This is a genomic window from Kitasatospora sp. NPDC038210 (assembly GCF_055600605.1).
Map to the genome: position 1 here is coordinate 465,730 of NZ_JBVJYK010000005.1, position 18,836 is coordinate 484,565.

At 73.6% G+C, this 18,836-nt stretch carries 16 protein-coding genes; 7 read left to right on the forward strand and 9 right to left on the reverse strand.

Annotation, left to right across the window (positions count from 1 at the left end; genetic code table 11):
• Window positions 1–85: 85 nt before the first annotated feature.
• Window positions 86–1,039 carry an aldo/keto reductase gene (locus tag ACZ7KX_RS13745; protein ID WP_470326604.1) on the forward strand — a complete coding sequence of 318 codons (954 nt, stop codon included), beginning with the start codon at window positions 86–88 and terminating at the stop codon, window positions 1,037–1,039.
• A 69-nt stretch (window positions 1,040–1,108) separates the two neighbouring features.
• Here the strand turns inward: ACZ7KX_RS13745 and ACZ7KX_RS13750 are convergent, their stop codons facing one another.
• The 4 genes from ACZ7KX_RS13750 to ACZ7KX_RS13765 form a co-directional block, all read right to left on the reverse strand.
• Window positions 1,109–1,687: a GNAT family N-acetyltransferase gene (locus ACZ7KX_RS13750; protein WP_470326605.1), complete on the reverse strand. Its 579-nt coding sequence runs from the start codon at window positions 1,685–1,687 to the stop codon at window positions 1,109–1,111.
• Window positions 1,688–1,991: 304 nt separating this feature from the next.
• Window positions 1,992–2,684 carry a nitroreductase family protein gene (locus ACZ7KX_RS13755; protein ID WP_470326606.1) on the reverse strand — a complete coding sequence of 231 codons (693 nt, stop codon included), beginning with the start codon at window positions 2,682–2,684 and terminating at the stop codon, window positions 1,992–1,994.
• Between the two features lie 82 nt (window positions 2,685–2,766).
• Complete coding sequence (locus ACZ7KX_RS13760) at window positions 2,767–4,404, reverse strand: ABC-F family ATP-binding cassette domain-containing protein (RefSeq protein ID WP_470326607.1); 1,638 nt, start codon at window positions 4,402–4,404, stop codon at window positions 2,767–2,769.
• Window positions 4,405–4,509: 105 nt separating this feature from the next.
• Window positions 4,510–5,730: a hypothetical protein gene (locus ACZ7KX_RS13765; protein ID WP_396551269.1), complete on the reverse strand. Its 1,221-nt coding sequence runs from the start codon at window positions 5,728–5,730 to the stop codon at window positions 4,510–4,512.
• A 515-nt stretch (window positions 5,731–6,245) separates the two neighbouring features.
• On the opposite strand from ACZ7KX_RS13765, the gene ACZ7KX_RS13770 reads away from it, so the two are divergent.
• Entirely contained in the window at window positions 6,246–7,853 is a 1,608-nt protein-coding gene (locus ACZ7KX_RS13770; protein WP_470326608.1) for an ABC-F family ATP-binding cassette domain-containing protein, read from the forward strand.
• 227 nt (window positions 7,854–8,080) lie between these two features.
• Window positions 8,081–8,293 carry a hypothetical protein gene (locus ACZ7KX_RS13775; protein ID WP_470326609.1) on the forward strand — a complete coding sequence of 71 codons (213 nt, stop codon included), beginning with the start codon at window positions 8,081–8,083 and terminating at the stop codon, window positions 8,291–8,293.
• A 62-nt stretch (window positions 8,294–8,355) separates the two neighbouring features.
• Here ACZ7KX_RS13775 and ACZ7KX_RS13780 read toward each other — a convergent pair whose 3' ends face one another.
• The 5 genes from ACZ7KX_RS13780 to ACZ7KX_RS13800 all read right to left on the reverse strand — a co-directional run bounded on the left by ACZ7KX_RS13780 (window position 8,356) and on the right by ACZ7KX_RS13800 (window position 12,802).
• Window positions 8,356–9,006, reverse strand: coding sequence for a Pr6Pr family membrane protein (locus ACZ7KX_RS13780; protein ID WP_470326610.1), 651 nt, complete (start codon window positions 9,004–9,006; stop codon window positions 8,356–8,358).
• A 145-nt stretch (window positions 9,007–9,151) separates the two neighbouring features.
• Complete coding sequence (locus ACZ7KX_RS13785; RefSeq protein WP_470326611.1) at window positions 9,152–9,910, reverse strand: response regulator transcription factor; 759 nt, start codon at window positions 9,908–9,910, stop codon at window positions 9,152–9,154.
• Complete coding sequence (locus ACZ7KX_RS13790; protein ID WP_470326612.1) at window positions 9,907–11,175, reverse strand: sensor histidine kinase; 1,269 nt, start codon at window positions 11,173–11,175, stop codon at window positions 9,907–9,909. Before ACZ7KX_RS13790 ends, ACZ7KX_RS13785 begins: the two co-directional genes overlap by 4 nt.
• Window positions 11,172–12,152, reverse strand: coding sequence for a hypothetical protein (locus ACZ7KX_RS13795; protein WP_470326613.1), 981 nt, complete (start codon window positions 12,150–12,152; stop codon window positions 11,172–11,174). Before ACZ7KX_RS13795 ends, ACZ7KX_RS13790 begins: the two co-directional genes overlap by 4 nt.
• A 95-nt stretch (window positions 12,153–12,247) precedes the next feature.
• Window positions 12,248–12,802 carry a GNAT family N-acetyltransferase gene (locus ACZ7KX_RS13800; protein ID WP_470326614.1) on the reverse strand — a complete coding sequence of 185 codons (555 nt, stop codon included), beginning with the start codon at window positions 12,800–12,802 and terminating at the stop codon, window positions 12,248–12,250.
• A gap of 193 nt (window positions 12,803–12,995) precedes the next feature.
• Here ACZ7KX_RS13800 and ACZ7KX_RS13805 point away from each other — a divergent pair, with 193 nt between their 5' ends.
• Genes ACZ7KX_RS13805 through ACZ7KX_RS13820 form a run of 4 tightly spaced genes read left to right on the forward strand, consistent with a single transcriptional unit; the run spans window position 12,996 to window position 18,819 of the window.
• On the forward strand, window positions 12,996–14,180 hold the full coding sequence (locus ACZ7KX_RS13805) for a CaiB/BaiF CoA transferase family protein (RefSeq protein WP_470326695.1): 1,185 nt from the start codon (window positions 12,996–12,998) through the stop codon (window positions 14,178–14,180).
• A 2-nt stretch (window positions 14,181–14,182) separates the two neighbouring features.
• On the forward strand, window positions 14,183–15,325 hold the full coding sequence (locus ACZ7KX_RS13810) for an acyl-CoA dehydrogenase family protein (RefSeq protein WP_470326615.1): 1,143 nt from the start codon (window positions 14,183–14,185) through the stop codon (window positions 15,323–15,325).
• Window positions 15,326–15,362: 37 nt separating this feature from the next.
• Window positions 15,363–16,577 (forward strand): acetyl-CoA C-acetyltransferase, encoded by a 1,215-nt coding sequence (locus tag ACZ7KX_RS13815; RefSeq protein ID WP_470326616.1) that lies wholly within the window; start codon window positions 15,363–15,365, stop codon window positions 16,575–16,577.
• Window positions 16,578–16,617: 40 nt separating this feature from the next.
• Window positions 16,618–18,819, forward strand: a complete 2,202-nt coding sequence (locus ACZ7KX_RS13820) for a 3-hydroxyacyl-CoA dehydrogenase NAD-binding domain-containing protein (protein WP_470326617.1) — start codon at window positions 16,618–16,620, stop codon at window positions 18,817–18,819.
• Window positions 18,820–18,836: the final 17 nt, after the last annotated feature.

The following is an 18,836-nucleotide window of genomic DNA, read 5'->3' on the forward strand; positions in this document are numbered from 1 at the left end:
AACCGCCCCACGCAACCGGGCGGAGCGCGCGAACCGCCGTGCGAACCGCGCGAACCAGCACACGAACCACGATGGGAGCACCGTCATGCGCAACGCCACGTTCGGTACCAACGGCCCGGAGATCGGCGTCATCGGTCTCGGCTGCATGGGCATGACCTGGGCCTACGACGTGCAGAACCGGGACGACGAGAACTCCGTCCGGGTGATCCGGCAGGCGCTGGACCTCGGCGTCGGCCTGATCGACACCGCCGACATGTACGGCCCGTACACCAACGAGGAGGTCATCGGTGCGGCGCTGGCCGGCCCGTACCGGGAACGCGCCTTCCTGGCCACCAAGGTGGGCATCGTCCCGGGCGGCGAGGGCCAGATGGAGCGCAACGGCCGGCCCGAGCACGTGCGCCGCTCCATCGACGAGAGCCTGCGCCGCCTGGGCACCGACCACGTCGACCTCTACCAGCTCCACCGGGTCGACCCGGAGGTCCCGATCGAGGAGACCTGGGGCGCGTTCGCCGAGATCGTGGCGGCGGGCAAGGCCCGGCACATCGGCCTGTCCGAGGTGACCGTCGAGGAGATCCGGCGGGCCCAGTCGGTGCACCCGGTGGCCTCCGTGCAGAACGAACTGTCGCTGTGGACCCGGGAGGCGCTGGCCGAGGTCCTGCCGTACACCGAGGAGCAGGGCATCGCCCTCCTGCCGTTCTCCCCGCTCGGCCGCGGCTTCCTGACCGGCAGCATCTCCTCCTTCGACGAGCTGCCCGCCGACGACTTCCGCCGCCGGCTGCCGCGCTTCCAGCAGGACGCGCTCAAGGCGAACCTGGCCCTGGTCGCGAAGGTCCGGGAGGTCGCCGAGCGGCTCGGCACCACGCCCGCGCAGGTGGCGCTGGCCTGGGTGCTGGCGCAGGGCCGGTACGTCTTCCCGATCCCGGGCACCCGGACGCCGCGCTACCTGGCGGACAACGTGGGCGCGGCCGACGTCGTGCTCTCGCCGGCCGACCTCGCCGAGCTGGACGGTCTGCCGGCACCGACCGGCGGGCGCTACTGACCGCTCCGCGCGCTGCCGACCGGCCGGTGCGGCACCGGCCGGTCGGGTGCGGCACCGCCGGCCCGGGCGCTACCCGTCGGTGTCCCGGTCGGCCCGGGGCCGTTCCTTGACCCACACCAGCTGCCGGCCGGTCTCGCCGGGTGCCCGGACGGCGGCTGCGGCGACCCGCTCCAGCCGGTAGCCGAGCTTGCGCGGGACGGCCGCGCTGGCGGCGTTCGCCCGGTCGCAGTGGATCTCCACCCGGGTGATCCCGGGCAGGGCGAGCGCGGCGTCGGTCAGCGCCCCGGTGGCGGCGGTGGCGATGCCGCGGCCGACGTGCCCGGCGGCGACCCAGTACCCGAGCTCCAGCGCGCCGGGGCCGATCCGTGCGTGCAGGCCGAAGGCGCCGATCACGTCGCCGGGCTCGGCGTCCAGGCCGGCCAGGTACATGAAGTCGGTGCCGGCCTCCCAGGCGGCGGAGCCGGCCCGGGTGAGCTCGGCGGTCCGTGCCCGGGTCGGGGCCTCGGCCGCCCACTCCAGCCAGGGGCGCAGGTGGTCCAGGTTGGCGCGGACGGCCCGGTTCAGCGCCACCGCGTGGGTACTGCGACGGCGGCGCAGCCAGAGGCCGCCGGGCAGCCGCAGCAGCTCGGGCGGCCGCCCGGCGGTCACCTCCGCCGCGATCGGTGCCGGTCCGGGCCCCTGCCCCGGTCCGGCCGCTCGCCCCGGTCCGGTAGTCCGGGCCCGTCCGGCGGCCGGTGCCTGCCCGCTCGGTGCCTGCCCGGTCGGTGCCGGGCCGCAGGACCGTGGCTGTGCTTGGCTCATGGCGGCGATTATGTCCTTGGCCCGGACCTGTCACCATTCGACCCCCGCCCGGCCCCCCGGAGGGCGGGCGCGCACGGTCGCGGAGCCCGGTGCCGGGCCGCGCCCCGGCGTGCGGGCGCGTCCTCGGCGCCCGGTCGCCGCCCCCGGCGCGTCAGAGCCGGACCATCACCTCGTCGAGCTCCTTGCGCCGCAGGTCCGGCACCCGGGCCCCCTCGGCCGGGTAGCCGACCGGGATCACGTACGCCGCCCGCTCCTCGGCCGGACGGCCGCACACCTCGTTGAGGAACCTCATCGGGCTCGGCGTGTGGGTCAGTGTCGCCAGCCCGGCCTGGTGCAGCGAGGCCAGCAGCAGTCCGACCGCGATGCCCACCGACTCCTTGGTGTAGTACGGGCGCGGCGAGTCGGGCCCCTTGTGCACCTCGAACACCACGATCACGGCCGGCGCGTCCTCCAGGAACGGCTTGCGCCAGTCGGTGCCGATCGGCGCCAGCGCGGCCAGCCACTCCGCCGACGCCCGGCGGGCGTAGAACTCGCGCTCCTCGGCCTCGGCCGCCTCGCGCAGCCGCCGCTTGCGTTCCGGGTCGGTGACCACCACGAACCGCCAGGGCTGGACGTGTGCGCCGCTGGGCGCGGTGCTCGCGGTTCGGACGGCCCACTCCAGGACGCCGTCCGGGATCGGGCGGGTGGCGTAGTCGCGGACGGTGCGGCGCCGGGCCATCACCTCGTGGAAGGACCTGCTGCGGGCCTCGGCCTCGTGGGCCGGGACCGTCATGGGGGTGAGGGGGACGGTCGGGTGGGGCGTCCCCGCCACGGCGCTCTCCGCGCGGTCTGCACTGTCAACCATGGCCGACAGCACAGCACATGACGACCCCTCCGGGAAGAGGTAGAGACCAATTCCGGAGGGGTCGCCATCGGCCGGGCGCGGGTTACAGCTCGTGCACCCGACCGTCCCGGACCTCGATCCGCCGGTTCACCGCGACGGTGTCCAGCATCCGCCGGTCGTGCGTCACCAGCAGCAGGGTGCCGGTGTACGAGCCGAGCGCGGACTCCAGCTGCTCGATCGCGGCCAGGTCCAGGTGGTTGGTGGGCTCGTCCAGGACCAGCAGGTTGACCCCGCGGGCCTGCAGCAGGGCCAGCGCGGCCCGGGTGCGCTCGCCGGGGGAGAGGGTGTCGGCCGGGCGCAGCACGTGCACGGCCTTGAGGCCGAACTTGGCCAGCAGGGTGCGCACGTCCTCCGGCGAGAGCTCCGGCACGGCGGTGGAGAAGGCCTCCACCAGCGGCTCCCCGCCGAGGAACAGTCCGCGGGCCTGGTCGACCTCGCCGACCACCACGCCGGAGCCCAACGAGGCGCCGCCGCCGTCGAGTTCGAGCCGGCCGAGCAGGGCGGCCAGCAGCGTGGACTTGCCCGCGCCGTTGGCGCCGGTGATGGCGACCCGGTCGGCCCAGTCGATCTGCAGGTCCACCGGGCCGAAGGCGAAGTCGCCGCGGCGCACCGTGGCCCCGTTGAGGGTGGCGACCACCGAGCCGGAGCGCGGCGCGGTGGCGATCTCCATCCGCAGCTCCCACTCCTTGCGCGGCTCCTCGACCACGTCCAGGCGCTCGATCATCCGCTGGGTCTGGCGTGCCTTGGAGGCCTGCTTCTCGGTGGACTCGGCGCGCATCGCGCGCCCCATCTTGTCGTTGTCGGAGGACTTGCGGCGGGCGTTGCGCACGCCGTGCTCCATCCAGCCGCGCTGCATCCGGGCGCGGGCCTCCAGCCCGGCCTTGGTGTCGGCGTACTCCTCGTACTCCTCGCGGGCGTGCCGACGGGCCACCGCCCGCTCCTCCAGGTACGCCTCGTAGCCGCCGCCGTACAGGTTGACCTGCTGCTGGTGCAGGTCCAGCTCCAGCACCTTGGTCACGGTGCGGGCCAGGAACTCGCGGTCGTGGCTGATCACCACGGTGCCGGCGCGCAGGCCCTTGACGAAGGACTCCAGCCGCTCCAGGCCGTCCAGGTCGAGGTCGTTGGTGGGCTCGTCGAGCAGGAAGACGTCGTAGCGGGAGAGCAGCAGCGAGGCGAGGCCGGCCCGGGCGGCCTGGCCGCCGGAGAGCGCGGTCATCGGCAGGTCGAGCGAGACCTTCAGCCCGAGCGAGTCGGCGACCTCCTCGGCCCGCTCCTCCAGGTCGGCGCCGCCGAGGTCCAGCCAGCGGTCCAGGCTCACCGCGTACGCGTCGTCGGCGCCTGCCCGGCCCTCGACCAGGCCCTCGGTGGCCTCGTCCAGCGCGGCCTGGGCGGCCGCCACGCCGGTGCGGCGGGCCAGGAACGCTCGCACCGACTCGCCCTCGCGCCGCTCCGGCTCCTGCGGGAGGTGGCCGACGTTGGCACTGGCCGGGCTCAGCCGCAGCGAGCCGCCCTCGGGGGTGTCCAGGCCCGCCAGCAGCCGCAGCAGGGTCGACTTTCCGGCGCCGTTCACGCCGACCAGGCCGATCACGTCGCCGGGGGCGATGACCAGGTCCAGGCCGGAGAAGAGGGTGCGTTCGCCGTGGCCGGCGCTGAGGTCCTTGACTACGAGTGTCGCGCTCATGATGGGGCCGATTGTAGGAGGAGCGGGGCCGACACGGAAAAAGCCCGGGGGCCGCGGCTGTGGCAGCCGCGGCCCCCGGGACCGGTGGGGATCATCCCCCGTGGATCACTTGGCCTTCTTCGAGAAGTACTCGAACATGTGCTGGGCCACGTCCTCCAGGTACGGACCGGCCTCGTAGGTGTTCGCGCCGTTGCCGATGGAGGTGTCGCTGACCAGGGCCGGCTTGCCGTCCTTGGTCGCGAACCAGCCGCCGCCGCTGCTGCCGCCGGTCATGTTGCAGCCGATCAGCAGCATCGCCGGGCGGCTCGGGTCGCCGGTCTTCTTGGACGGCTTGCCGCCGTCGCAGTGCTCCAGCTCGACGCCGTCGAAGGGCTTGCCCTCCGGGAAGCCGTAGTTGGCGACGGAGGCGATCTGGTCGCGCGGGGCGTTGAACCACAGCGGCACCGAGCCGCCGACGGTCTCCTCCAGCGACTTGCCGTTCGGGTCGGGGTTGGCGACCTTGATGATGCCGAAGTCGTACTGGCTCCACGGGCCGCCGTGCTCCGGGTCGGCCTCGCCGGTCCACTGCGGGGAGACCATGCCGGCGGTCGCGCCCCACTCGCCGTACGGCTCGGCGTCGTCCAGCTTGGACTTCTGCTTGTTGCCGTTGCTCAGCACGCCGTTGCTGTTGAAGGCCGGGGCGAAGGTGATGTCGGTGTAGTACTTGTTGCCCTTGCCGCCGTGCAGGCAGTGGCTCGCGGTCCACACCAGGTTGCTCTTGCCCGGGTTGGCCGGGTCGGAGACGACGGTGCCGGAGCACACGTAGTCCTCGTCGCCGTCCTTGAAGAAGATCTTGCCGTTGACGTGCATGTTCTTCGGGAACGGGTGCGCGACGGGCTTCGCCGGGACCACGGCGGGCATCTGGTCCGGGCCGGTCGGCGGCTGCGCGGCGGTGGGCTGGGCCGGGGCGGCGCTGGTGGGCTGCGCGGTCGGCTGGGCGGGCGCCTGCGTCGGGTCCTGGGCCGGGGCCTGCGGCAGCGGCTTCGGCTTGGCGTTCAGCAGCTTCTGCAGGGTCCAGTAGCCCTTGACCGCCGGGGTGATGACGTTCGCCTGGGCCCACTTGTCCCAGTCCTCAAGCTTCCAGGTCTTCAGCTCGTCGAGCGTCGGAAGCTTGATCGGCGCCGCGCCCGGCTTGCCGGAGGCGCTGGCCGCGACCGAGGGAGCCGTGGTCTGGGCTCCGGTCACCGGGTCGCTGTTGTCCGGTCCGCACGCGGTCGCGACCACCATGGTCAGCGCGGCGACGGAGGCACCCAGGACGGCACGGCTCGGCCGGGATATCGGTGACATGAGTTCAAATCCCCCTGTTGACTTCCGCCATACGGCCCTTCTCCTCGGGCGCGGCCCGGGGCCGCGTGTATGGCAGGTGAGGAGTCTGCCATGCGGATGAGGATCTCCTTGCACCCACCCCCGACCGGGACGAAGCTGTCACCGGATCGCTACGGGATCGGCACGGAGCCTCCGTCGGGCCCGGAAAACCGGTTGCACGCGTCCCGTGGCGTGCCTAGCGTGGTCCGGGTCGCCAACCAGACAAGGAGTAGGCCGTTGATCTACTGAGGCTCCGGGACACCGCCCCGCCGCGCAGGCACTGTTGCCGCGTGGTGCGCGAGTGTACGACCTCAGTCACGGCCCGGTGGCGATCCGCGATCCCCCACGATCGATGCTCCGTGATCCTCTGTGATCCGCGGCGATCGTCGGTGTGACGCCACCCCTTCTCGTCCCCGCCGGCCGTACCGGTCCCCGCACCCGCGGTGTCTCCCCGTGTTGCTCATCACCCCTTCGGCAACCACCTTCGGGAGGCCTCCATGGCACAACCCACCACCGCCGTCCTCTGCACCGACCTCGCGTTCGACTGGCCCGACGGCAAGCCCGTCCTGAGCGGCTTCCACCTCGCCGTCGGCCCCGGCCGCACCGGTCTGATCGGGCTCAACGGCGCCGGCAAGTCCACCCTGCTGCGGCTGATCGCCGGCGACCTCACTCCGACCGGCGGCACCGTCCGGGTCGACGGCGAACTCGGCTACCTGCCCCAGGGCCTGACGCTCGACACCTCCCTGCGGGTGGACGAGGCGCTCGGCATCCGGGCCGCCCGCGAGGCCCTGCACGCCATCGAGTCCGGCGACACCGACCAGCGGCACTTCGACGCCGTCGGCGACGACTGGGACGTCGAGGAGCGCGCCCGCGCCACGCTCGACCGGCTCGGCCTGCGCCGCCTCGGCCTCGACCGCACCACCGGCGAACTCTCCGGCGGCGAGGCGGTGCTGCTGCGACTGGCCGCCCTGCTGATGGCCCGGCCCGACGTCCTGCTGCTGGACGAGCCCACCAACAACCTCGACCGGGCCGCCCGCGAGCGGCTCTACGAGACGGTGGCCGGCTGGCACGGCGTGATGCTGATCGTCAGCCACGACCGCGAGCTGCTGCAGCACGTCGACCAGATCGCCGACCTCCGGGGCGGCGAAGTCACCTGGTACGGCGGCAACTTCGACGCCTACGAGCGCACCCTCGCCGCCCAGCAGGAGACGGCCGAGCGGCTGCTGCGCAGCGCCGAGGCCGACGTCCAGCGCCAGAAGCGGGACCTGGTCGACGCCCGGTCCCGGCTGGACCGCAGCGCCGCGTACGGCAAGAAGCGCTCGGTCACCCGCAACGACCCGCACATCTTCCGGGGCATGCTCAAGCGCAAGGGCCAGGAGACGGCGGGCCGGCTCCAGGGCATGCACACCGAGCGGCTGGAGGAGGCCAGGGCGCGGCTCACCGAGGCCGAGGAGGCCGTCCGGGACGACGCCGAGATCCGGATCGACCTGCCGCGCACCGAAGTCCCGGCCGGGCGCACGGTGCTCACCCTGCAGAAGGTCCGGCTGCCGCACGGCATCACCGCCGAGCTCGACCTGCGCGGGCCGGAGCGGATCGCCCTGGTCGGCCGCAACGGGGCCGGCAAGTCCACCCTGCTGCGCACCATCGCGGGCGAACTCGCCCCGCTGGAGGGGCAGATCACCGCTCCGGTGTCGCTGCGGCACCTCCCGCAGCGGCTCGACCTGCTGGACGAGAAGCTCAGCGTGGTGGAGAACGTCAAGCTGTTCGCCCCCGCCGCGGGGGACAACGCGATCCGCGCCCGGCTCGCCCGGTTCCTGTTCCGCGGCGCCAGGGCAGACCAGCCGGCCGCCACCCTCTCCGGCGGCGAGCGGTTCCGCGCGACCCTGGCCGCCCTGCTGCTGGCCGACCCGCCGCCGCAGCTGCTGCTGCTCGACGAGCCGACCAACAACCTGGACCTCGCCAGCGTCCGCCAGCTCACCCAGGCGCTGGCCGCCTACCGGGGCGCGCTGATCGTGGCCAGCCACGACCTGCCGTTCCTGCGCGGCCTGGGCGTGACCAGGTGGCTGGAGCTGGACGGTGACCTGCGGGCGGTGGATCCGATGTAGCGGGGACCGCTGCGGCCGCCAACGCTGCTGCTGGGCGTCCTGGTCGGCTCGGGCGTCCCCGGCGAGCACCCGGCGGGCGGGCCGTGCTCAGGGCGGAGTCCCCGAGCACGGCCGGCGCGTCGGGAGTGACCACCGGGGTGCGGAGCCGGTTCCGAGGCGTTTTGACGGCGGGTGGAAAACCGTCTGGCACAGCCCCAACTGCCGTGCGCTGCAGTACGATCGGCGGCATGCCTGCGCTCACCATCGAGTACACGGAGCACGAGCTCGCCGCGATCCGCGAGGCCGCCGCCGCGGACGGCAAGAGCGTGAAGGCGTACATCCACGACCTCAGCGTGCGGGAGCAGCAGCGGCGGGCCTTCGTGGACCACGCGGTGGCGTTCTGGAGGGCGGACCGGGCGGAGTCCGACGCCCCGCTCCCGGAGGACGCGCCCGCGGCGTGAGACGCGCGGGCGGTCGCTCCGGGTGCCGACCCTGGTTCGGCCCCCGGTGCCGCGTCCCGGCGCTACGGCTGAGGCGCGGGGCGCAGTCTGCCCGCGACCAGTGTCCCGAGCCGGTCCAGCCCGACGACGAGGGCGGCGAGCACGACGAACTCGACGGTCAGCTGGGCGATCTGCCCCCAGACGTAGCCGTAGCCCTTGGTGGTCGGGTCGAAGAAGAAGTACGGGTAGGGCAGCGGGTAGTCGTCGAACAGCGCGTTGCGGGTGAGCACGATCGCCGCGTAGCCGAGCGGGAAGGCCAGCCAGAGCGGTATGTCCTTCCAGGCCGCCGCGTTGCGCGGCTTCAGGACCAGCCAGTCGACGATCACCATCACCGGCGTCACGTAGTGCAGGAAGAAGGACGACCAGTTCGCCAGCCGGTCCGGCCCGCCGACCAGGCCGGGCAGCGGGTTGGCGCCGTGCTGCAGCAGGACGTGCGAGACCAGCCCGGTGATCAGGATGTACAGCGTGGCTGCGCCGCGCAGCCGGGGCGCGGGCGCGTCCACGGTGCCGCGCCGGTCCATCCAGTACACCGCGCCGATGAAGTAGCCGAGCACGATCACGTTGCTCTGCACGGTGAAGTACACCAGCGGTGCCGTTCCGAGGGTCAGGCCGAGGCCTGCCGAGAGCACGATTCCCATGCGCCACCACAGCGCGGGTCGGGTCCGGACTGTCATGCGGCCACCAGTTCGTTTCAGGCGATACGGGAGGTATCGGACGGCTGAGGGGAAGGTCGCACTCTACTCGCCGGTACCGGCGGGGTGGAACCCGTGTGCGATCCCCGCGGACCTCCGGTGGGCTCCCGCGCCCGCCTGCGGGTGTTCAGCCCGGCAGCACGAACCCCGACTCGTACGCCGCGATGACCGCCTGGGTGCGGTCCCGCGCGCCGAGCTTGGCGAGCACGCTGCCGACGTGCGTCTTCACCGTCTCCTGGCTCACGACCAGCCGGGCGGCGATCTCGCCGTTGTTGAGCCCGGTGGCCATCAGCCGCAGCACCTGCCCCTCCCGTTCGGTCAGCCGCCCGATCGGCCCCCGGTCGGCGCCGGCCTCCCGCCGGCGGTCGTTGCCGTGCCGCACCGCGAGTTCACGGACGGCCGCCGGGAAGAGCAGCGAGTCCCCGCGTGCGACCAGCCGTACCGCCTGCACCATCTCCTCGGCCCGGGCCCGCTTCAGCAGGAACCCGGCCGCGCCCGCGCGCAGCGCGTCGTACACGTGGTCGTCGTGCTCGAAGGTGGTGACCACCAGGATCCTCGGCGGCTCGGCCATCCCGCCGACCAGCTGCTCGGTGGCCCGGATCCCGTTGATGCCGGGCATCCGGACGTCCATCAGCACGACGTCCGGCCGCAGCTCGCGCACCAGCGGGACGACCTCCGCGCCGTCGGCTGCCTCGCCGACCACGGTGAGGTCCGGCTCGGCGTCGATCACCACCCGCAGACCCATCCGGACCAGCCGTTCGTCGTCGGCGATCACCACCCGGATGCCGTCGGTGCTGCCGCCCACGCCGCCGCCCGTCACGCTTTCCGTGCCGCCGTCCGTCAGGCCGTCCGTGCCGCTGCCCATGCCGTTCCCGTCGTTCGTCATGCGGTCCCTCCCACCGGCAGCCACACGGCCAGCCGCCACGTCGTGCCGTCCGTGCTCGGCCCCACCGTGCTGCCGCCCCGCAGGGCGGCCGCGCGCTCCCCGATCCCGCGCAGCCCGCGCCCGCCGCCGGGTCGGCTCGGACGGGCGGGGCCCAGCGGGTTGGTCAGTTCGATCTCCAGCCGGCCGGCGGCCAGCCCGACCCGCAGCCCGGCCGGGGCCGGTCCGGCGTGCCGCAGCACGTTGGTCAGGCCCTCCTGCACGATCCGGTAGGCCTCGCGGGAGACCGGGGCCGGCAGGGCGGCCAGGCCGGGGGCCAGGTCGGCGTCCACCGTCACCCCGGTGCGGGCGAGTTGGCGCAGCAGGTCGTCCAGCCCGGCGAGGGTGGGCCCGGCCGGTCCGGCGGCCTCGGGGTCCTCCTCGCGCAGCAGGCCGAGCACGGTGTCGAGTTCGCTGACGGCCGCCCGCGCGGTCTCCTCGATCGCCTGCAGCGCCTCGGCGGCGAAGTCGGGGTTGGTCCGCAGCACCCGGGCGGCCGCCGAGGCCTGGATGCCGACGGCGCTCAGCGCGTGCCCGACCGAGTCGTGCAACTCGCGCGCCAGCCGGTTTCGTTGGGCGAGCACGGTGGCCCGGCGCTCGACGGCGGCGAGCCGCTCCTCCGGGGTCGGGCCGAGCAGGGCGGGCGCCCAGCGGGCGAGCAGGGCTCCGCAGCCGGCGTTGGTGAGCAGGACCAGCAGCAGGACGGCGAGGCCGAGGGTGGGGCCGGTGAACATCCAGCCGGGGAAGCGGTCCTCCCAGAAGCGGGCGATGTCCTCGGCCCCGCCGAAGGAGAACATCAGCACCACGGCGAACGGCACCCCGGCCAGCGTCATCCCTGCGACCACCCCGCCGAAGAACACGTGCAGCACGTACCAGAGCGCGGTGCGCCACCGGGCCGGCCAGGTGCGGGCCGGGCCGGTGGCCAGTTCCTCGGACCGTTCGGCCGTGCACAGCGCCCGGGCGGCCGCGCCCTCCAGCCCCCGGACCGTGGGAACCAGCGCGGTGACGGCGGCCATCGGCAGCGAGGTGAACAGCGAGAGGAACTGCAGCAGCGCCTGCCGGGCGTTGCCCTGTTCGGGGTTGAGCGCCCCGAGCAGCACCACCGACAGCAGCCAGTACGGCATCAGCAGCGCGCCGCCCAGTACCAGGTGCACCCAGCGCAGCCGGGCCCGCCGCCCGACCACCGCCCCCGCCGCACGCCGCAACCGCGTGCCCGCCCCCGTGATCACCTGGGTGACTCTACGTCAGGGGCGCCCGCCCGGGCTCCCCGTTCGGTCAGCGCGACCGCCCCGACGGCCAGCATCAGCACCGCGGTCACCACCTGGCCGGCCTGCACCAGCGGCATCAGCCCGGGCACCGCCATCCGCAGCTCGGTCACCCGGGTCGTCGTCGCCCCGAAGGCCACCAGCTGCCAGCTGCCCCAGCCGAACAGCGAGCCGGCCGCCGTCCAGGCCACCAGCAGCGGACCGAGCAGCCGCCGCCGCGGCCGGACCCGGAAGACCACCACCAGCAGGGCCGCCGCGGCGGCGACCGCCATCACGGCGGTCACCCCGTCCATCACCGCCACGCCCCGGTTCCGCTCCTGCGCCATCGCGGCCGGCACCCCGGCGGTGCCGCCGAGCGACCAGTACGTCCGGGCCGCCGCGACACCGGCGGCGAGCAGCGCGGCGACGCAGGCGAGGGTGCGTTGCACGGCCAGCGTGGGGGAGCGCGGCAGGTCGCCGATCCGGTCCGCGAGCAGCCCGGCCCACCGCCGCCGGGCGTACAGGGCGAAGGCGGTGATCAGCGCGAGGCCCTGCACCGCGAACCCGCCGTACACGACGACGAAGACCCAGCTGCCGAGGCCCTCGTCGTCCGGCGCGGTGCCGTGCTCCGGGCCCAGCACCAGGGTGCTCAGCAGGGACAGCGGAAGCGCCACGAGGAGGGTGCCGAGCAGCCCGGTCGCCACCCACATTGGGAACGCCACCAGCCCGGCCGGGGCCCGCCGCCCCCACGGCCGGACGAAGGCCAGCGCCAGGGCGACGGCGATCGCGTCCATCCCGAAGGTGAGCAGGTTCAGCAGCCAGAGCCGGTCCATCCCGGCGGGGTCGTCCGACCCCACCGGATGGCCGGTCAGCCAGAGCAGCTTGAGCGTCAGGTACGGCCCCGTCGCCGCCACCGCCGTCCACGCGGCCCCGGCCCGTACGACGGTCTCGTTGATCCTCATGCCCCCACGATCGCGCCGGGACCGGCTCCCCGTCCTCCGCCCGGGGCGTGATCCCGCTCCCCCCGGCGGGGGATGTCCGGCTCAGTTCATCCGGCTCAGTCCATCCGGTGGATCAGCCGGTCCTCGGCGTCGACCCGGCCGTCCGGGTCGGCCACCAGTCCGAGCCGTTCGGCGAGCCGGCGGGAGGGCAGGTTGTCGGCCCGGATCAGCGCGACGACCGGGATCCCGGGGAACCGCGGGCGCCCCTGCGCCATCGCCGCCCGTGCGGCCTCCGCCGCGTAGCCCTTGCCCCAGGCGGACGGCCGGAACCGGTAGTAGAGGTTGAACACCCGCTCCCCGTCCAACGTGTGCAGGTACAGCCCGGCGAAGCCGATGATCACCTCCGGCTCGTCCCGCGTCGACACGGCGCAGTACCCGACGCCGTCCCGCACCCAGTCCGCCACGAAGCCGTCCAACTCCTCCCGGGCCTGCGCGAGGTCCCGCTGCGGCCCGTGCGGGTTGTACCGGTTGGTCTCCGGGTCCCCGTGCACGGCGAACATGGCCTCGGCGTCGCCCTCCTGCGGGCGGGTGAGCACCAGCCGCTCGGAGACGGCGACGACCGTGCGGGCGTCGGCGGGCCGGTCGGTGGAGGTCCGATCGGTGACGGTCATGGCGCTTCCCCCGTGGTTCTTCGCGTCCTTCGTAATCGATGCAACGCAGACTAGGCCATTACACCTACGGGCGCCGGGCCAATTTCCGGGTGGGCCCCGGGGCGGTGCGGACCGGCGCGGAGGTCTTGTTACCGGCGGGTCGCTTGCCTATCATCGCGAGTGTTACAGCTTTACTGTCAAACCCCGAAGGGTTCTGCGGCCAGTGCGTGACTCAAGCGGTGCACCGGGCTCGGGCGGCCCGTTGGCGGGCGTGCGGGTGGTGGAGCTCGCCGGGATCGGACCGGGGCCGTTCGCGGCGATGCTGCTGGGGGACCTCGGCGCGGACGTGGTGCGGGTGGACCGGCCGGAACCGTCGCCGCTGGGGACGGACCCGGCCCACGACCTCAGCAACCGCAACAAGCGCTCGGTGCTGGTCGACCTGAAGTCGCCCGGGGGCCCCGGGCTGGTGCTGGACCTGGTGGAGCGGGCCGACCTGCTGATCGAGGGCTACCGGCCGGGCGTCGCGGAGCGGCTCGGGGTCGGGCCCCGGGACTGCCTCGCGCGCAATCCGGCGCTGGTGTACGGGCGGATGACCGGCTGGGGCCAGCACGGCCCCCGGGCCGCGACCGCCGGGCACGACCTCGGGTACGCGGCGGTCGCCGGGGTGCTGGGGATGGTGGCCGCGCCGGGCGGTGCCGAGGAGGCGCCGGGCATCCCGGCCAACCTGCTCGGCGACTACGCGGGCGGCTCGCTCTACCTGGTCGTCGGCCTGCTCGCCGCGCTGCACCACGCCCGGGCCACCGGCGCCGGCCAGGTGGTGGACGCGGCGATCGTGGACGGCGCGGCGCACCTCGGCAGCATGCTGTGGGGCCTGCTCGCGGCCGGGCACTGGCAGGACCGCCGGGGTGTCAACCTGCTCGACGGCGGCGCCCCGTTCTACGCGGTCTACCGGGCGGCGGACGGCGGACACCTGGCCGTCGGCGCGCTGGAGCCGCGCTTCTACGCCGAGTTCGCCCGGCTGCTGGAGCTTGGCCCGGACGCGCCCGGCCAGCACGACCTCGCCCGCTGGCCCGAGCTGCGCGCCCTGATCGCCACCCGCTTCGCCACCCGGACCAGGGCCGAGTGGGAGGCCGTCTTCGCCGGCTCCGACGCCTGCGTGGAACCCGTGCTGACGATGCGTCAGGCAGCGGCGGACGCACACCTGTCGGCCCGCGGGACGTACGTCGAGGCGGGCGGCGTCACCCAGCCGGCCCCCGCCCCCCGCTTCTCCGCCACCCCCGGCGCGCTGCGCCGCCCGCCGGCCCGACCCGGCGCGGACACCGCCGAGGTGGCCCGCGACTGGGGCGTGCCGTCACTCGGCCCGTCGGCCCCCGACTCCGTAGCAGAGCAAGGAGAGTAGCGTTGCAGCGCGAGATCTTCACCGAGCAGCACGACGACTTCCGGGCCACCGTCAAGGCGTTCCTCGCCAAGGAGGTGCTGCCGCACTACGACCGCTGGGAGAAGGCGGGCATCGTCGACCGGTCCGCCTGGCTCGCGGCCGGCCGGCAGGGCCTGCTCGGCATCGCCGTCCCCGAGGAGTTCGGCGGCGGTGGCACCCCGGACTTCCGCTACGCCGCCGTGCTGGCCGAGGAGTTCGCCCGGGCCGGCGCCTCCGGGCTGGCGATCGGGCTGCACAACGACATCATCGGCCCCTACCTGACCTCGCTCGCCACCGAGGAGCAGAAGCGCCGCTGGCTGCCCGGCTTCTGCTCCGGCGAGCTGGTCACCGCGATCGCGATGACCGAGCCCGGCGCCGGCTCCGACCTGCAGGGCATCCGCACCCAGGCGGTCGACCGGGGCGACCACTTCCTGCTCAACGGCGCCAAGACCTTCATCTCCAACGGGATCCTCGCGGACCTGGTCGTCGTGGTGGCCCGCACCACCCCCGAGGGCGGCTCGCGCGGCCTGAGCCTGCTGGTCGTCGAACGCGGCACGCCCGGCTTCGAGCGCGGCCGCAACCTCGACAAGATCGGCCAGAAGGCCCAGGACACCGCCGAGTTGTTCTTCGAGGACGTCCGGGTGCCGAAGGAGAACCTGCTCGGCGAGCTCAACGGCGGCTTCGTCCACCTGATGCAGAACCTCGCCCAGGAACGGCTCACCATCGCGGCCTCGGCGATCGCCGGCGCCGAGTACCTGGTCGAGATCACCACGGACTACGTCAAGCAGCGCGAGGCCTTCGGCCGGCCGCTCGCCAAGCTGCAGCACGTCCGGTTCGAGATCGCCGAACTGGCCACCGAGTGTGCCGTCACCCGGACCTTCGTCGACCGCTGCATCACCGAGCACAACCGCTACGCGCTCACCCCGGCCGACGCCTCGATGGCCAAGTGGTGGGCCACCGAACTGCAGAAGCGCACCGCCGACCGGTGCCTCCAACTGCACGGCGGCTACGGGTACATGAGCGAGTTCCCGGTCGCCCGGGCGTTCACCGACGGCCGCATCCAGACCATCTACGGCGGCACCACCGAGATCATGAAGGAGATCGTGGGCCGCTCCGTCCTCGGCTGACCTGCCAAGCCCCCCGCCCCGAAAGGCAAATCCCATCGTGACCACCGAAGCGTACGTCTACGACGCGATCCGCACCCCGCGCGGCCGGGGCAAGGCCAACGGCTCGCTGCACGGCACCAAGCCGATCGACCTCGTCGTCGGCCTGATCCACGAACTGCGCCGCCGTTTCCCCGGGTTGGACCCGGCCGCGATCGACGACATCGTGCTCGGCGTGGTCAGCCCGATCGGCGACCAGGGCTCCGACATCGCCCGGATCGCCGCCGTCGCGGCCGGCCTGCCCGACACCGTCGCCGGCGTCCAGGAGAACCGCTTCTGCGCCTCCGGCCTGGAAGCCGTCAACCTGGCCGCCGCCAAGGTCCGTTCGGGCTGGGAGGACCTCATCCTCGCCGGCGGCGTGGAGTCGATGTCCCGGGTCAGGATGGCCTCCGACGGCGGCGCCTGGTTCGCCGACCCGATGACCGCCTACGAGACCAACTTCGTCCCGCAGGGCATCGGCGCCGACCTGATCGCCACCATCGAGGGCCTCTCCCGCACCGACGTGGACGCCTTCGCCGCCGAGTCCCAGGCCCGCGCCGCCAAGGCCCAGGCGGACGGCCTGTTCGACCGCTCGGTCGTCCCGGTGCGCGACCGCAACGGCCTGGTCGTGCTGGAGCGCGACGAGTTCATCCGCCCCGGCACCACCGTCGAGACCCTGGCCGGCCTCAAGCCCTCCTTCGCCCAGATCGGCGAAGCCGGCGGCTTCGACGCCGTCGCCCTGCAGAAGTACCACTGGGTGGAGGCCATCGACCACGTCCACCACGCGGGCAACTCCTCCGGCATCGTGGACGGCGCCGCCCTCGTCGCCATCGGCAACCGCGAGGTCGGCGAGCGGTACGGGCTGCGCCCGCGCGCCCGGATCGTCTCCGCCGCCGTCTCCGGCTCCGAGCCGACCATCATGCTCACCGGCCCCGCCCCGGCCACCCACAAGGCGCTCGCCAAGGCCGGGCTCACCGCCGCCGACATCGACCTGGTCGAGATCAACGAGGCCTTCGCCGCCGTCGCGCTCCGCTTCGTCCGCGAACTCGGCTTCCGCCACGACCAGGTGAACGTCAACGGCGGCGCGATCGCCCTCGGCCACCCGCTCGGCGCCACCGGCGCGATGCTGCTCGGCACCGTGATCGACGAGCTGGAGCGGCGCGACCTGCGCTACGGCCTGGTCACCCTCTGCGTGGGCGGCGGCATGGGCATCGCCACCATCGTCGAGCGCATCTGACCCCCCCCGTCCCTCGGATCCCCTCGGAGACCCTGAACTCATGAGCGACACCACCACCATCCGCTGGGAGCAGGACCAGGACGGCGTGGTCACCCTCGTCCTCGACGACCCCACCCAGTCCGTCAACACCATGAACGAGGCCTTCACGGCCGACTTCGAAGCCGTCGTCGCGCGCCTGGCCGGCCTCGGCGACGCGCTGCGCGGCGTGGTGATCACCTCCGGCAAGAAGACCTTCTTCGCCGGGGGAGACCTGCGGATGCTCTCCGCCGCCCGCGCCGAGGACGCCGAGGCCGTCTTCGAGAAGTCCATGCGGATCAAGCGCTCGCTGCGCACGCTGGAGACCCTCGGCAAGCCGGTCGTCGCCGCCGTCAACGGCAGCGCGCTCGGCGGCGGCCTGGAGATCGCCCTCGCCTGCCACCACCGGATCGCGCTGAACACCCCGGCCGCCCGGATCGGCCTGCCCGAGGTCACCCTCGGCCTGCTGCCCGGCGGCGGCGGAGTCGTCCGCACCGTGCGGCTGTTCGGCATCACCGACGCTCTGCTGAAGTTCCTGCTGCAGGGCCGCCAGTACCGCCCCGCGCAGGCGATGGAGCACGGACTGGTGCACGAACTGGTCGACACCCGGGAGGAGTTGACCACCCGGGCGCGCGCCTGGATCGACGCCAACCCGACCGCCGTCCAGCCCTGGGACGTCAAGGGGTACAAGATCCCCGGCGGCACCCCCGCGACCCCGGCCTTCGCCGCCAACCTGCCCGCCTTCCCGGCCAACCTGCGCAAGCAGCTGAACGGCGCGCCCTACCCGGCCCCGCGCAACGTCCTGGCCGCCGCGGTGGAGAGCGCCCAGGTGGACGTCGACACCGCGATGGTGATCGAGGCCCGCTACTTCACCGAACTCGCCTGCGGCCAGACCAGCAAGAACATGATCCAGGCGCTGTTCTTCGACATGCAGGCCGTCAACTCCGGTGCCGGGCGACCCAAGGACGTCGAGAAGCGGCTGGTCCGCAAGGTCGCCGTGCTCGGCGCCGGCATGATGGGCGCGGGCATCGCCCACGCCTGCGCCAAGGCCGGCATCGAGGTCGTGCTCAAGGACGTCAGCACCGAGGCCGCCGAGCGTGGGAAGGCCTACTCCGAAGGCCTGCTGAACAAGGCCGTCGCCCGCGGCCGCTCCACCGAGGCCAAGCGCGACGAACTGCTCGCCCGGATCACCCCCACCGGCGACGCCGCCGACCTGGCCGGCTGCGACGCGGTGATCGAGGCCGTCTTCGAGAACACCGAGCTCAAGCACAAGGTGTTCCAGGAGATCGAGGGCGTCGTCGCCCCCGACGCGCTGCTCTGCTCCAACACCTCCACCCTGCCGATCGGCCTGCTCGCCGAGGGCGTGCGGCGCACCGACGACTTCATCGGCCTGCACTTCTTCTCGCCGGTCGACAAGATGCGGCTGGTGGAGATCATCCGTGGCCCCCAGACCGGCGACGAGGCCCTCGCCCGGGCCTTCGACCTGGTCCGCCAGATCGACAAGACCCCGATCGTGGTCAACGACTCGCGCGGCTTCTTCACGTCCCGGGTGATCGGCCAGTTCATCAACGAGGGCGTCGCCATGGTCGGCGAGGGCATCCACCCCGCCTCCGTCGAGCAGGCCGCCGCCCAGGCCGGTTACCCCGCCAAGGTGCTCTCCCTGATGGACGAGCTCACCCTCACCCTGCCGCGCAAGATCCGCGACGAGTACCGGCGCGCGGCCGAGGCCGGCGGCGGCACCTGGACCCCGCACCCGGCGGACGCGGTGGTCGACCGGATGGTCGACGAGTTCGGCCGCCCGGGACGCAGCGGCGGCGCCGGCTTCTACGAGTACGGCGAGGACGGCCGGCGCGGGCGGCTCTGGCCCGGGCTGCTGGAGCACTTCGGCGGCGGTGCTGCTTCCGGCTCCGGTTCCGGAACCGACCCGGCCGAGGTGCCCTTCGAGGACCTCAAGGAACGGATGCTGTTCAGCGAGGCCCTGGACTCGGTGCGCTGCCTGGAGGAGGGTGTGCTGACCTCGGTCGCCGACGCCAACGTGGGCTCGATCCTCGGCATCGGCTTCCCGGCCTGGACCGGCGGCGTGTTCCAGTACATCAACGGGTACGAGGGCGGCCCGGCCGGCTTCGCGGCCCGCGCCCGCGAACTCGCCGCCGCGTACGGCGAGCGGTTCGCGCCCCCGGCGCTGCTGGAGCGGATCGCGGCGGAGGGCCGGACGTTCACCGACTGACCAGGGAGCCCGCCCGG

Excerpts from the sequence above, each read along its gene's own strand:
- ACZ7KX_RS13745 (WP_470326604.1), top strand. The coding sequence starts at position 86 with ATGCGCAACGCCACGTTCGGTACCAACGGCCCGGAGATCGGCGTCATC.
- ACZ7KX_RS13755 (WP_470326606.1), bottom strand. The coding sequence starts at position 2,684 with ATGGTTGACAGTGCAGACCGCGCGGAGAGCGCCGTGGCGGGGACGCCC.
- ACZ7KX_RS13760 (WP_470326607.1), bottom strand. The coding sequence starts at position 4,404 with ATGAGCGCGACACTCGTAGTCAAGGACCTCAGCGCCGGCCACGGCGAA.
- ACZ7KX_RS13765 (WP_396551269.1), bottom strand. The coding sequence starts at position 5,730 with ATGTCACCGATATCCCGGCCGAGCCGTGCCGTCCTGGGTGCCTCCGTC.
- ACZ7KX_RS13770 (WP_470326608.1), top strand. The coding sequence starts at position 6,246 with ATGGCACAACCCACCACCGCCGTCCTCTGCACCGACCTCGCGTTCGAC.
- ACZ7KX_RS13775 (WP_470326609.1), top strand. The coding sequence starts at position 8,081 with ATGCCTGCGCTCACCATCGAGTACACGGAGCACGAGCTCGCCGCGATC.
- ACZ7KX_RS13780 (WP_470326610.1), bottom strand. The coding sequence starts at position 9,006 with ATGACAGTCCGGACCCGACCCGCGCTGTGGTGGCGCATGGGAATCGTG.
- ACZ7KX_RS13785 (WP_470326611.1), bottom strand. The coding sequence starts at position 9,910 with ATGACGAACGACGGGAACGGCATGGGCAGCGGCACGGACGGCCTGACG.
- ACZ7KX_RS13795 (WP_470326613.1), bottom strand. The coding sequence starts at position 12,152 with ATGAGGATCAACGAGACCGTCGTACGGGCCGGGGCCGCGTGGACGGCG.
- ACZ7KX_RS13800 (WP_470326614.1), bottom strand. The coding sequence starts at position 12,802 with ATGACCGTCACCGATCGGACCTCCACCGACCGGCCCGCCGACGCCCGC.
- ACZ7KX_RS13820 (WP_470326617.1), top strand. The coding sequence starts at position 16,618 with ATGAGCGACACCACCACCATCCGCTGGGAGCAGGACCAGGACGGCGTG.